This window comes from Ensifer sp. SL37, assembly GCF_026672675.1.
Classification (GTDB): domain Bacteria; phylum Pseudomonadota; class Alphaproteobacteria; order Rhizobiales; family Rhizobiaceae; genus Ensifer; species Ensifer adhaerens.
This window is the reverse complement of sequence record NZ_JAPPRN010000006.1, coordinates 1470626-1484401: the sequence shown is the minus strand read 5'-3', so window position 1 is coordinate 1484401 and position 13776 is coordinate 1470626. Positions and strand designations below refer to the sequence as shown.

Below are 13776 nucleotides of genomic sequence, written 5' to 3'. Positions count from 1 at the left end.
TATCCCGTCGCTCCGGTTTTGTCTGCGTTTGTCATCCACATCTGTTCCTCTCAAGTCGCTCCGGGGCGTCTCGGCCTGCCGCCGATGTTTTCGCTATAATACCCATTGACGGCTATCTGTCTATTGTAGATAAAAGACAGAACAAAAATCATTTGGGAGAAACCGGGTGTCTGCGCCGTCCACCATCCTGCTCGCACCGGAGGACAATGTCGTCGTGGCGACGCTGGCGATTGCCGCTGGCGACGCCCTGCCGAACAATGTTCATGCAGCAGCGAAAGTCGATGCCGGCCACAAGATCGCGATCCGCCCGATCCGCGCCGGCGAGCCGGTCGTGAAATACGCCCAGGCGATCGGCCGGGCGACCGCCGATATCGCGCCGGGCGACCACGTGCACTCCCACAACCTCGCCTTCGACAAGGATCGCTTGGCGATCAGCCCACAGGGGGTGCCGGAAGCGGCAAGCGATGCCGACAAGGCCCGCACCTTCATGGGCTATCGAAGAGGTGATGGCCGGGCAGCGACGCGCAACTACATCGGTGTCGTCGCCAGCGTGAACTGTTCCACCACCGTCTGTCGCGCCATTGCCGAGGAGGCGAACAGGCGCATTCTCCCGAGATATGAGGGTATCGATGGTTTCGTGCCGATCGTGCACGATCAGGGCTGTGGCATGTCCTCGACCGGCGACGGCATGGCCAATCTGCACCGCACGCTCGCCGGCTACGCCCGCCATGTCAATTTCGGCGGCGTTCTGATGGTCGGCCTCGGCTGCGAGGTCAACCAGTTGACGCTCTATGGTCAGAGCGGCGCCGGCGCGGAGAAACGTCATTTCAACATCCAGGAAGCCGGCGGCTCGCGTCGATCCGTTGAAAAGGCGCTGGGCATTCTCGAGGAAATCGCGGCTGAAGTCGGCAAGGAACGCCGTATTGCGATCCCGGTCAGCGAGATCATCGTCGGTTTGCAATGTGGCGGTTCGGATGGGCTTTCGGGCATCACCGCAAATCCGGCGCTGGGTGCTGCGGTCGATATCCTTGCCGCGGCCGGCGGCACGGCGATCCTCTCCGAGACTTCGGAAATCTATGGCGCCGAGCACCTGTTGCGCAGCCGTGCAGTCAACGAAGCGGTGGCGCTGAAACTTGATGGGCTGATTGCCTGGTGGGAGAGCTATGTGGCGATGCATGGCGCCTCGCTCGATAACAATCCTTCGCCGGGCAACAAACGTGGTGGCCTGACCACGATCCTCGAAAAATCGCTCGGCGCCGTCGCCAAGGGCGGCCGCTCGCCGCTGAACGCGGTCTACCGTTATGCCGAACGCGTCACCGAGCACGGGCTCGTCTTCATGGATACGCCTGGCTACGACCCGGTATCGGCCACTGGCCAGGTCGCCGGCGGCGCCAATGTCATTGCCTTTACCACCGGTCGCGGCAGCTGTTTCGGCTGTCGGCCCGCGCCGTCGATCAAGCTTACCAGCAACACGGCGCTCTACCGGGCGATGGAAGAGGACATGGATATCGATTGCGGCGTGATCGCTTCGGGGGAGGCGAGCATTGCCGGGCTTGGCCGCGAGATCTTCGATCTGATCATCGAGACCGCTTCGGGCCGCAAGACCAAGAGCGAGCTTTTCGGCTACGGCGATAATGAGTTCGTGCCCTGGCATCTGGGCGCAACGCTCTAAGTACGTAAGGCATCCTTGGAGGAGGAAACGGGGAAATGCAGACGAGACGGATCGGTCGAACCGACCTATCGGTGACCGAGTTTAGCTTCGGCGCCGCCGGTCTTGGCGGCCTCTACCGAGAATGCACCCGCGAGTCGGCGATGGCGACCCTGGACGCTGCCTGGCAGTCGGGCATGCGCTACTTCGACGTTGCGCCCTTCTACGGCCTCGGCCTTGCCGAGCGCCGCGTCGGCGACTTCCTGCGCGATAAGCCGCGCGACCAGTTCGTGCTTTCCACCAAGGTCGGCCGTCTCCTGCATCCGGTGCCGCAAGACAAGGTGCCGGACTATTCCTATGTGAAGCCGCTCAATTTCGACGTCACCTACGACTACAGCTATGGCGGCATCATGCGCTCGGTCGAGTTCAGCTACGCCAGGCTCGGGCTCAACCGCATCGATATCCTCTATGTGCATGATATCGGCGTCTATACCCATGGCGCCGCCCGCAATGCGATCTATCTGCGGCAATTGCTGGAGGGCGGCCTCAAGGCGTTGGAGGAGCTGAAATCCTCGGGAGCGATTGCGGCCTATGGTCTTGGCGTCAACGAAGTGCCGGTCTGTCTCGACGTCCTGCGCCAGGCCGATCTCGACTGCATCCTGCTCGCCGGACGTTACACCTTGCTCGACCGGTCGGCTGTCGCCGAACTGCTGCCGCTCTGCGAGAAGAAGCAGACTTCGCTCGTCGTCGGCGGGGTCTTCAATTCGGGCATCCTGGCGACGGGACCGGTCGAAGGCGCGCATTTCGACTACATGCCGGCAACGGAAGATATCCGGCAAAAGGTCGGTGCCATGGACGCGGTCGCCCGCGGCATGAACGTGCCGCTTGCCGCACCCGCCATGCAGTTTCCGCTCGCCAGTCCGCAGGTCGCCTCGGTGCTGCTCGGCACCGCCAAGCCGCAGAGCCTGGCGCGGAACATGGCGCTCGTCGAGCACCGGTTTTCCGCCGCCGATTTCGCCGCCTTCGAGCCGTTCACACTGGTCGCACCGGAGCTCGGGGACGAGCCGGTTCGGGTTTAACGGACGGCACTAAAGCGCCGTCTGAAATGCTGTTCCGGCAGCTTGCCAAGCCGGGATTGTCGTATTAGCATTCCAATATGTTTTTTATCGATAAAAGGTCGATTAGCCAGCACCTGCGATCGATCTCCAAGAAGTGGAACACGGTGCACCAAGAGGAGAAACCTGGGATGAGCATTCTGAAAAGCAGCCTTACCCGTCGCGCCTTTACCGCCTTGGCCGGCGCCGCGATGATCGCCGGCATGTCGCCGGTCGCCTCCTTCGCACAGGACGTGACGATCCCGATCATCGTCAAGGATACCACGTCCTTCTACTGGCAGATCGTGCTCGCTGGCGCCCGCGCCGCCGGCAAGGATCTCGGCGTCAACGTACCGGAACTCGGCGCTCAATCCGAATCCGATATCAACGGCCAGATCAGCATTCTCGAGAACGCGGTTGCGGGCGCGCCGGCTGCCGTCGTCATTTCGCCGACGGAATTCAAGGCGCTCGGCAAGCCGATCGATGAGGCGGCAAAGGCCGTTCCGATCATCGGCATCGACTCCGGTGCCGACTCCAAGGCCTTCTCGTCGTTCCTCACCACCGACAACGTCCAGGGCGGCCGCATCGCTGCCGATGGTCTCGCTGCGGCGGTCAAGGAAATGAGCGGCAAGGAAGAGGGTGAAATCGCCATCATCACCAGCCTTCCGGGCGTCGGCTCGCTCGACCAGCGCCGCGAAGGCTTCCTCGATCAGGTCAAGACCAAGTATCCCGGCTTCAAGGTCGTCGTCGACAAATATGCCGACGGCCAGGCGACCACCGGCCTCAACATCATGACCGACCTGATCACCGCCAATCCCAACCTTGTCGGCGTCTTCGCGTCCAACCTGATCATGGCGCAGGGTATCGGCCAGGCAATTGCCGAAAACAAGCTCGGCGACAAGATCAAGGTGATCGGCTTCGACAGCGACGACAAGACGGTCGGCTTCCTCAAGGAAGGCGTTCTGGCCGGTCTCGTCGTTCAGGATCCCTATCGCATGGGTTATGATGGCGTGAAGACGGCGCTCGCGGTCTCGAAGAAGGAGAAGGTCGAGGCGAATGTCGATACCGGCGCCAATCTGGTGACCAAGGCCAACATGGCCGAGCCGAAGATCGACGCTCTCTTGAACCCGAAGGTCAAGTGACGACGGCTGCGGTGGGCGTTGAGCCCGCCGCACCCGCTTGCGGCCGGAACGAGGACCGGCCGCAAGCGATCTCTGCGATGGGAGGAATGCGCAGATGACCGATTTGCAAGAGGCACGCGACGGGAGGACCGAAGGACTGCATGTGGCGACACGCCATCCGGTTCCGAAAGGCGAGCCTATCCTGGAGCTGCGCGCCCTGCAGAAGAAGTATGGTGCCGTCGAAGCCTTGAAGCCGGCGTCGCTGACCTTTCTTTCCGGTGAAGTTCACGCGATCGTCGGTGAGAACGGGGCCGGCAAGTCGACGCTGATCAAGCTTCTGACCGGCGTCATCAAGCGCACGTCCGGTGAAATCTTCTGGTGCGGAAAACCCGTTCAGCTTGGCACGCCGCAGGAGGCGATTGAGCGCGGTATCAATGCCGTGCACCAGGAGGTCGTACTTTGCGCGCACCTGTCGGTCGCGGCCAATATGTTTCTCGGCGACGAGATCAATCGCAACGGCCTGATGCGCAAGCGCGCCATGACCGATGCGGCACAAAGCGTGCTGGATGATCTCGGCTTTAACCTGCCGGCCGGTGCCGTGCTTGGTAGCCTGACGATCGGCCAGCAGCAGCTTGTCGCCACGGCACGCGCGGCCATGCGCGGCACGCAGTTTCTGATCTTCGATGAGCCGACCGCCTATCTCACCCGCCAGGAATCGGCACAGCTCTTCCGGCTGATCCGAAGGCTGCAGGCCGAAGGCGTGACGATCGTCTATATCAGCCATCGCATGGAGGAAGTGTTCGAGCTTGCCGACCGTGTCTCGGTGCTGCGTGACGGCACCCATGTCGGCACCCGCAAGATCGGCGAGACCAATGAGGCGGAACTGATCGCGCTGATGATCAACCGCACGATCGAGCAGATCTATCACAAGGAGCATTTTCCGCCCGGCGAGATGATCGTCGAGACGCGGAACCTGAGCGGTCCCGGCTTTCAGGATGTGTCGCTGACCGTGCGCGCCGGCGAGATCGTCGGCCTCTATGGGCTGATCGGCGCGGGACGCAGCGAGTTTGCGCTCGGCCTCTATGGCCGGCACCGACCAACGGCTGGAGAGATCTACTGGCAGGGCCGCAAGGTTGAGATCGCCAGCGAGCGTAAGGCCATGGACCTCGGCATTGCGCTTGCGCCGGAAAGCCGGCGCGACCAGGGCCTCTGCCTCAACCTGCCGATCGGCCTCAATATCAATCTGCCGGTTTTCAACCGGCTGACACGCGGTCTGACGATCAATGCCCAGCAGGAACGGGAAAACGCCGACCGCCAGATTCGCGACCTGAAGATCAAGACGCCGTCACGCCGGGTGCTGGCCTCCGCCATGTCCGGCGGCAACCAGCAGAAGATCGTCATCGGCAAGTGGCTGAGCCACGGCGCCAAGCTTTTCATCTTCGACGAGCCGACGGTCGGCGTCGATGTCGGAACCAAGGCGGAAATCTATCGCCTGTTCGCGCGGCTTCTGGAGAACGGGGCGGGCATCATCCTGATCTCGTCCTATCTGCCCGAGGTCTACGAACTGGCGGACCGGCTGCACGTGTTCCGGCGCGGGCGGCTGGTCGCCAGCCACGACTATCGCGCCGCGAGCCATGAGGAAGTGCTGACGCAGGCAATTGGCGTTTGAACCGATAAAAACAAACTTGAGGATGCAGGGAGGAAGACGATGAGTGCGGAAACGGTGGAGAGCGGCGCCAGCGCGGCACCACGCAAGGGCGTGAGCATTCTGTTCGGCCTTACCCTCCTGGGGTTGCTTCTGTTCCTCTGGCTGCTGTTGGGCTTCGCGACCAACAGTTTCTGGACGCCCAACAACATCAGCAACCTGCTGCGCCAGGGGGCGATGACGGCGATCCTTGCGGTTGGCCAGACCTTCGTCATCATCACCGCCGGCATCGACCTTTCGGTCGGTGCCGTGGTCGGCTTCACCAGCGTTATCGTCGCCTGGCTGCTGGCCGCCGGCGTGCCGCTCTGGATCGCCATCATCCTCACGCTCGCCTTCGGTGTCCTGATCGGCGCGTTCCACGCCTTCGGCATCGTGCGCATGGGCCTACCGCCCTTCATCATCACGCTGGCGACCCTGACCTCGCTCCGCGGTATCGGCCTCTTGATCACCAATGGCTCGACCATTTCGATCACCAATGAGGCCTTCACCAATTTTTCGCGGGCGGATTTCCTGGGCGTTCCCAGCCTGTTCTGGATGGTGATCGTGGTGGCGATCCCGGCCTATGTCTTCCTGCATTTGAGCCGCTTCGGCCGCTATCTCTTCGCCGTCGGCTCCAACAGTGAGGCCGCCCGTCTCTCCGGCGTCAACGTCCACCGCACGATCTATCTGGCCTACATCCTGTCGTCGACCTGCGCCGCCTTCGTTGGCCTGCTGCTTGCCTCGCGCATCGGCATCGGCAACGCCACCCAGGCCGAGGGTTGGGAACTGCAGGCGATCGCTTCGTCGGTCATCGGCGGCACCAGCCTCTTTGGGGCCGTCGGCTCGGTGCACGGGCCGCTGCTCGGCGCCTTCATCCTCGCAACGATCAACAACGGCGCCAACCTGTTGAACGTCAACTCGTTCTGGCAGCGCATCATCACCGGCGCGCTGATCATCGTCATCGTCTATTTCGACCAATTGCGTCGCCGCAGCGCCCGCTAGGCGCTGCCGTACTCGAGAGAATTGCCATGAAAGCCGTGCTCTGCCCACAACCCGGTCGGCTGGAGGTCGTCGATCGCACGCCAATCGAAACCGTGCCGGACGGTTGGGTCCGCCTTGCCGTCAGCCATGTCGGCATCTGCGGCACGGACTACCATATCTTCGCCGGCAAACATCCGTTCCTCGAATATCCGCGGGTCATGGGCCACGAGATCTCGGCGACGGTGATTTCTGGCGGGCGAGGGACGACGATAGCGCCCGGCACGCCGGTCGTGGTCAACCCCTATCTCTCCTGTGGCGCTTGTATCGCCTGCCGAAAGGGCAAACCGAACTGCTGCACGGCCATCAAGGTTCTCGGCGTCCATACCGACGGTGCGTTCTGCGAGGAGATCGTCGTGCCGGAGGGTAATCTTTATCCGGCGGAGGGTCTGTCGCCGGAGGCGGCCGCCACCGTTGAGTTCCTGGCGATCGGTGCCCATGCGGTCCGCCGGGCATCGACGGATGCCGGGTCACGGGCGCTGGTTATCGGTGCCGGGCCAATCGGACTTGGCACGGCGATCTTCTCGCGCATCGCCGGCCATGACGTGGTGCTCGCCGACACCAGTACCGAGCGGCTGGACTTTGCAGTTCGCAAGCTCGGCTTTGCCAAGGGCATCGTCGTGGATGTTGATGCGGCGGCGCGCATTGCCGCTGCGACGGATGGCGACGGTTTCGATGTCGTCTTCGACGCCACCGGGCACGGTGGTTCCATGCAGGCGGCCTTCGCCCACGTCGCCCATGGCGGTACCCTGGTCTTCGTCAGTGTCGTCAAGGACGAGATCCGCTTCTCCGATCCGGAGTTCCACAAGCGCGAGATGACCTTGATCGGCAGCCGCAACGCGACCCGGCAGGATTTCGACCACGTCGTCGCGTCGATCGCGTCCGGCCTTGTGCCTATCGACGCGCTGATCACCCACCGCACCACGCTCGATGGCGCGGTTGCCGATCTGCCGCGATGGGCGGAGGAAAAGACGGGTCTGGTGAAGGCAGTCATCCAAGTGGCGGCCACCTGAGTGATGGCGGCTTTGCTGCATCGCCACAGGGGAGCGTACCCATATTTTCCTGCGGCGAGGCGCCAGATTTTTCTGAAAACGTCAGGCAGCGTGCCTCAATGCACGAAAACAGCGGAAAACGGCCAGTTTCGAGCAAGCTCGTTTGCAAATCGTCAGGAATCCAGATTCATTCTGGCTTCAGGCCTTGTATCGAGGCGAGACGGGTATATTTGTTGCACTGCACAAGAAAAATGGTAGTCTGGCAGCGATTGCGGACACCAAGACAAACAATCGCAAGCTTGCGTCCGACCGGGAGCGGCGTTGTCGTTGATTGAACCAAGGGGTACGCTTCCCATGTTCTACCAGCTCTATGAACTGAACCACGCAATGATGGCGCCGTGGCGCACGGCAGCCGACGCCATGCGGCTCGCGTTCAGCAATCCGATGAACCCCGTCTCGCACACTTATTTCGGTCGCGCCGCCGCCGCCGGTCTCGAAGTGTTCGAGCGCTCCACCCGCCGTTATGGCAAGCCGGAGTTCGGTCTTCCCGAGACTGTGGTCGATGGTCAATCGGTTTCGATCTACGAACGCATCGTCTGGCGGGCGCCATTCTGCAACCTCATTCATTTCGAGCGTGCGCTTCCCAAGGGCCGCGCGCCCGATCCGAAGGTGCTCATCGTCGCGCCGATGTCCGGCCACTATGCGACGCTGTTGCGCGGCACGGTCGAGGCGCTGCTTCCGCATTCCGATATCTACATCACCGACTGGATCGATGCCCGCATGGTGCCGCTCAGCGAAGGCACCTTCGATCTCGATGATTACATCGACTACGTCATCCAGATGCTGCATTTCCTCGGGCCCGACACGCATGTGATCGGCGTTTGTCAGCCCGCGGTGCCGGTGCTCGCCGCCGTCGCGCTGATGGAAGCTGCCGACGATCCGCTGTCGCCGGCGACGATGACGCTGATGGGCGGCCCGATCGACACCCGCATCAACCCGACCGGCGTCAACCAACTGGCCGAAGAACGTTCGATCGAATGGTTCCGTGACAATGTCATCATGCCGGTGCCGTGGCCGCAGCCAGGCTTCATGCGCATGGTCTATCCGGGCTTCCTGCAGCTTTCCGGCTTCATGTCGATGAACCTCGACCGGCACCTGATCGCCCACAAGGAGTTCTTCGCCCATTTGGTGAAAAACGACGGCGATGCCGCCGAGAAGCACCGTGACTTCTATGATGAATATCTCGCGGTCATGGACCTGACGGCCGAATTCTACCTGCAGACCGTGCAGGTGGTGTTCATGCAGCACGCGCTGCCGAAGGGCGAGATGATGCATCGCGGCAAGCGCGTCGACACGACCGCGATCAAGAAGGTCGCGCTCTTGACGGTCGAAGGCGAGAACGACGATATCTCGGGCGTTGGCCAGACGAAGGCGGCGCAGACCATCTGCACCAACATCCCGGATCATATGCGCATGCACTACATGCAGCCGGATGTCGGTCACTACGGCGTCTTCAACGGCTCTCGCTTCCGCCGCGAAATCGCGCCGCGCATCGTCGCGTTCCACCGCGAGCATGCGCGCCACGCAAAACCGGTAAAGCAGCTGATCAAGGGCGGAAAGTCGGCCTGATCCCGGCTCTTGGGTCGTTTTGACCGCGTAGAGTCAAGGGTTTGTCGGATTCCGGAGGGAGGCGTCTTGCAGAGCCAAGGGCGCCTTCCCACATCGTTTTCATCGGGTCGCATGGGCGGCCCGGATGATTGCGAGGAATCCTGAAGATGAACCAATCTGCAATGATCCGTCCGGATTGGACGCCCGCGACCATCGCTCTGATGGTGCTTGGCTTTGTGGTCTTCTGGCCGCTGGGCCTGGCCATGCTCGCGTACATTCTCTTTGGCGAAAAGCTCAAGACGTTCAAGAAAGACGCAAACGATACGGTGGATGGCATGTGCTCGGCTTTCAAGCGCGGCGGCCGCCGTTCCAACTGGACGCATCGTACCGGCAACGTCGCTTTCGACGACTGGCGCGAAGCTGAACTGGCTCGCCTCGAAGAGGAGCGCCGCAAGCTCGACGAGATGCGCGAAGAATTCGACACCTACGTGCGCGAGCTTCGCCGCGCCAAGGACCAGGAAGAGTTCGACCGCTTCATGCGCGATCGCAAGAATGGTGGCTCGGGTCCGATTGTCGAAGCCCATTAACCTGACGAAACCGCTTCCGGCGTTTCACATGAAACGCCGGATCACTCTCGGCACGCATCCAACCAGCGAACAGTAGGCGAAAGCCCCGCGAATCGGTTAGAAAGCCTGCATGTTCCCTTCCTTCAAGCGGCGCATTCAACCTGCACCACCCGCAACAACGCGGCAGATCGAGGTCGCCGGCAAGTCCCTGCCGCTGACGATCAAGCAAAACGCGCGCGCGACGCGCATGACGCTGCGCATCGAGCCAGGCGGGCGGGCCCTGAAGATGACGGTGCCGCAGGGCCTCCCCGAGCGCGAGGTGAATGCCTTCCTGACACGGCACCAGGGCTGGCTGATGACCAAGCTCGCCCGCTTCTCCGGCGAAAGCCAGATCGAGGAGGGCGGTTCCATCCTCATCCGCGGCGTTGCCCACCGCATCGAGCGCACCGGCAAGATCCGTGGGCTCACGGAAGCGATCGTGATCGATGACGAACCGGTGCTGCGCGTCAGCGGTGGCGAGGAACATCTCACCCGGCGCATCGTCGATTTCCTGAAGAAGGAAGCGCGCCAGGATCTCGACCGGTTGGTGGCGATCTATACCGGCCGTATCGGCCGGAGGGCAAAGTCGCTTTCGCTCAAGGACACGCGCAGCCGCTGGGGATCATGCTCAGCCGACGGGGCGCTGAGTTTTTCCTGGCGCATCGTCATGGCGCCGCCAAAGGTCATCGCCTATCTCGCTGCGCATGAAGTGGCACATCTGCAGGAAATGAACCACGGGCCCGACTTCTGGGCGCTGTGTGGGAGGCTGTGTCCGGATACGGACGATGCCAAGCGATGGCTCCGCCGCAACGGCACGATGCTTCACGCGATCGACTTCGATTGAATCTTGGAGGGCGATGAGCGGCGCGTTATGCGCGATGGCGCAGCGCTTCACGGATCTTCTCGTCGGTCTTGTATTGGCTGAGCGCATAGACCGACCAGATCGCCGCCGGAACCCAGCCGATCAGGGTCAACTGCAGGATCAGGCAAATGAGGCCAGCAAAGGGGCGGCCGATGGTAAAAAACTGCAGCCAGGGCAGGATAAGCGCGAGCAACAGGCGCATCAGTCTCTCCGTTGTGGTAAAATGCATATGGTGAAAGCGCGCCTGCCGCGCAAGGGGCGCGCACCCGCCAAAGGACGGGTGCAGGGGCGCTGAGTGACCGCTTTTGCGTCGGTTTTTGGCTCGACTCGCGCGGCATTTCATGCAAGGTCGCTTCTCATGAAAACCCAAGTGAAGATATGCGGGCTGAAGACCGCGGAAGCGGCCGAACGCGCCGTCGCGCTCGGCGCATCCCATGGCGGCTTCATCTTTTTCCCGAAGAGCCCCAGGAACATCGAGCCCGACGATGCCGGCCGCATCGCCGACAGGATTCGCGGCCAGGCGAAGATCGTCGCCGTCACGGTCAATGCCGACAATGACGAGCTTGACGAGATCGTCTCGGCCCTCAATCCGGATATCCTGCAGCTTCACGGCAGCGAGGACGCGGAGCGACTGCTGACGGTCAAGGCGATGTATGGCCTTCCTGTCATGAAGGCCCTTTCGGTGCGCGAAGCATCTGACCTTGAAAAGATCGATGCCTATATCGGCATTGCCGATCGCTTCCTCTTCGATGCCAAGCCGCCAAAAGGGTCCGATTTGCCCGGTGGCAACGGCGTTTCCTTTGACTGGAAGCTGCTCGATGCGCTTGACGGAAGCGTCGATTACATGCTTTCCGGTGGTCTTAACGCCGACAACATTGGCGAGGCCATGGCGCAGACCAGCGCGCATGCCATCGATATCTCCTCCGGCGTCGAGAGCGCGCCGGGCGTCAAGGATCTGAAGCTCATGGAATCGTTTTTCAATGCCGTTCGCCAGGCGGAGGCGGGCATGCCACGGTCAGGGAGCAGGACGTGAACCAGGCGCCAAAGTTGAATTCCTTCCGGGGTGGCCCGGACGAGGACGGCCGTTTCGGTATCTTCGGTGGCCGCTTCGTGGCCGAAACCCTGATGCCGCTGATCCTCGATCTCCAGAACGAGTGGGACAACGCGAAGAACGATCCGACCTTCAAGGCGGAGCTGGAGCATCTCGGCGCGCATTATATCGGCCGCCCGAGCCCGCTCTATTTTGCTGAACGGCTGACGGCGGAGCTTGGCGGCGCCAAGATCTACTTCAAGCGCGAAGAGCTGAACCACACCGGCTCGCACAAGATCAACAACTGCATTGGCCAGATCCTGCTTGCCAAGCGCATGGGCAAGACGCGCATCATCGCTGAGACCGGTGCCGGCCAGCATGGCGTGGCTTCGGCAACCGTCGCTGCCCGCTTCGGCCTGCCCTGCGTCGTCTACATGGGCGCGACCGACGTCGAGCGCCAGGCGCCGAACGTCTTCCGCATGAAGCTCTTGGGTGCCGAGGTAAAGCCGGTGACGGCCGGCAGCGGCACGCTCAAGGACGCCATGAACGAGGCGCTGCGTGACTGGGTCACCAATGTCGACAACACCTACTACCTGATCGGCACGGCTGCCGGCCCGCATCCCTATCCGGAGATGGTCCGCGATTTCCAGGCGGTGATCGGCCAGGAAGCCAAGGAGCAGATGCTCGCCGCCGAAGGCCGGCTGCCGGATCTCGTCATTGCCGCCGTTGGCGGTGGCTCCAACGCAATCGGCATCTTCCATCCGTTCCTCGATGACGAGAGCGTCAAGATCGTCGGCGTTGAAGCTGGCGGCAAGGGCATCGAAGGCGACGAGCATTGCGCCTCGATCACAGCCGGTTCGCCCGGCGTGCTGCATGGCAACCGCACCTATCTGCTGCAGGACGGCGACGGCCAGATCAAGGAAGGCCATTCGATTTCGGCCGGTCTCGACTATCCCGGCATCGGCCCGGAGCACGCCTGGCTGAACGATGTCGGCCGCGTCGAATACGTGCCGATCATGGACCACGAAGCGCTTGAGGCGTTCCAGACGCTGACCCGCCTCGAAGGCATCATTCCGGCGCTCGAGCCGTCGCATGCGCTTGCCGAAGTCATCAAGCGCGCGCCAAAAATGGGCAAGGACGAGATCATCCTGATGAACCTCTCCGGCCGCGGCGACAAGGACATCTTCACCGTCGGCAAGTTACTGGGAATGGGGCAGTAAGATCATGACCGCACGCATGGACAAGCGATTTGCCGATGTCGCGGCCGAAGGACGTCCGGTCCTCGTCACCTATTTCATGGGCGGCGATCCGGATTTTGAGACGTCGGTCTCGATCATGAAGGCGCTGCCGAAGGCCGGCGCCGACGTCATCGAACTCGGCATGCCTTTCTCGGACCCGATGGCCGATGGCCCGGCGATCCAGCTGGCCGGTCAACGCTCGCTGAAGAGCGGACAGACGCTCTCAAAGACGCTTGAGATCGCCCGCCGTTTCCGTGAGGACGACCAGCGCACGCCGATCGTGCTGATGGGCTATTACAACCCGATCTATATCTACGGCGTCGACCGCTTCCTGACGGATGCGCTGGCCGCCGGCATTGACGGACTGATCGTCGTCGACCTGCCGCCGGAGATGGACGACGAACTCTGCATCCCGGCGCTGGAGAAGGGCATCAACTTCATTCGCCTGGCGACGCCGACCACGGACGACCGTCGCCTGCCGAAGGTCCTCGAAAACACCTCCGGTTTCGTCTATTACGTGTCGATGAACGGCATCACCGGTTCGGCTCTGCCCGATCCGTCGTTGATCGCCGGCGCCGTCGGGCGTATCAAGGCACACACCAATCTGCCCGTTTGCGTCGGTTTCGGCGTTAAGACGGCGGAACATGCAAGGGCCATCGGAGCATCTGCCGATGGCGTGGTCGTCGGTACGGCGATCGTCAACCAGATCGCGTCGAGCCTGACCGAAGAGGGCAAGGCGACCGATGCGACGGTTCCGGGTGTCGAAGCGCTGGTGAGAGGGCTCTCGGCAGGCGTGCGGTCCGCACGTCTCGCAGCAGCCGAATAATTGCCTATATTAGCGCGCACAACCCGAAGG

At 62.3% G+C, this 13776-nt stretch carries 13 protein-coding genes; 12 read left to right on the top strand and 1 reads right to left on the bottom strand.

The genetic code is table 11. The features are described from left to right. Window positions 1-166: 166 nt before the first annotated feature. The 9 genes from OVA00_RS19365 to OVA00_RS19325 all read left to right on the top strand — a co-directional run bounded on the left by OVA00_RS19365 (window position 167) and on the right by OVA00_RS19325 (window position 10634). Window positions 167-1672, top strand: a complete 1506-nt coding sequence (locus OVA00_RS19365; protein WP_112772874.1) for a UxaA family hydrolase — start codon at window positions 167-169, stop codon at window positions 1670-1672. A gap of 35 nt (window positions 1673-1707) precedes the next feature. Beyond that, complete coding sequence (locus tag OVA00_RS19360; protein ID WP_268089477.1) at window positions 1708-2727, top strand: aldo/keto reductase; 1020 nt, start codon at window positions 1708-1710, stop codon at window positions 2725-2727. A gap of 167 nt (window positions 2728-2894) precedes the next feature. Beyond that, window positions 2895-3884 (top strand): ABC transporter substrate-binding protein, encoded by a 990-nt coding sequence (locus OVA00_RS19355; RefSeq protein WP_268089476.1) that lies wholly within the window; start codon window positions 2895-2897, stop codon window positions 3882-3884. Between the two features lie 94 nt (window positions 3885-3978). Beyond that, on the top strand, window positions 3979-5532 hold the full coding sequence (locus OVA00_RS19350; protein WP_268089475.1) for a sugar ABC transporter ATP-binding protein: 1554 nt from the start codon (window positions 3979-3981) through the stop codon (window positions 5530-5532). A 39-nt stretch (window positions 5533-5571) separates the two neighbouring features. Continuing rightward, the gene (locus tag OVA00_RS19345) at window positions 5572-6549 is read left to right on the top strand and encodes an ABC transporter permease (RefSeq protein ID WP_034801644.1); all 978 of its coding nucleotides are present in this window, start codon (window positions 5572-5574) and stop codon (window positions 6547-6549) included. Window positions 6550-6575: 26 nt separating this feature from the next. Continuing rightward, entirely contained in the window at window positions 6576-7598 is a 1023-nt protein-coding gene (locus tag OVA00_RS19340) for a zinc-binding alcohol dehydrogenase family protein (protein ID WP_112977260.1), read from the top strand. 333 nt (window positions 7599-7931) lie between these two features. Continuing rightward, entirely contained in the window at window positions 7932-9206 is a 1275-nt protein-coding gene (gene phaZ, locus OVA00_RS19335) for a polyhydroxyalkanoate depolymerase (RefSeq protein ID WP_034801648.1), read from the top strand. 146 nt (window positions 9207-9352) lie between these two features. After that, a complete protein-coding gene (locus OVA00_RS19330) occupies window positions 9353-9772 on the top strand; it encodes a DUF2852 domain-containing protein (RefSeq protein WP_034801651.1) in 420 nt (139 codons plus the stop codon). Window positions 9773-9881: 109 nt separating this feature from the next. Beyond that, window positions 9882-10634: a M48 family metallopeptidase gene (locus OVA00_RS19325; RefSeq protein WP_034801660.1), complete on the top strand. Its 753-nt coding sequence runs from the start codon at window positions 9882-9884 to the stop codon at window positions 10632-10634. A 25-nt stretch (window positions 10635-10659) separates the two neighbouring features. Here the strand turns inward: OVA00_RS19325 and OVA00_RS19320 are convergent, their stop codons facing one another. After that, entirely contained in the window at window positions 10660-10854 is a 195-nt protein-coding gene (locus tag OVA00_RS19320; RefSeq protein ID WP_034801662.1) for a YqaE/Pmp3 family membrane protein, read from the bottom strand. Between the two features lie 156 nt (window positions 10855-11010). Here OVA00_RS19320 and OVA00_RS19315 point away from each other — a divergent pair, with 156 nt between their 5' ends. The 3 genes from OVA00_RS19315 to trpA are packed head-to-tail and all read left to right on the top strand — an operon-like array spanning window position 11011 to window position 13746. Further along, window positions 11011-11685, top strand: coding sequence for a phosphoribosylanthranilate isomerase (locus OVA00_RS19315; RefSeq protein WP_268089474.1), 675 nt, complete (start codon window positions 11011-11013; stop codon window positions 11683-11685). Beyond that, complete coding sequence (trpB, locus tag OVA00_RS19310) at window positions 11682-12902, top strand: tryptophan synthase subunit beta (RefSeq protein ID WP_268089473.1); 1221 nt, start codon at window positions 11682-11684, stop codon at window positions 12900-12902. The genes OVA00_RS19315 and trpB overlap by 4 nt, the downstream gene beginning before the upstream one ends. Window positions 12903-12906: 4 nt before the next feature. Next, window positions 12907-13746: a tryptophan synthase subunit alpha gene (trpA, locus tag OVA00_RS19305; RefSeq protein ID WP_112985716.1), complete on the top strand. Its 840-nt coding sequence runs from the start codon at window positions 12907-12909 to the stop codon at window positions 13744-13746. The last annotated feature ends 30 nt before the right edge of the window (window positions 13747-13776 follow it).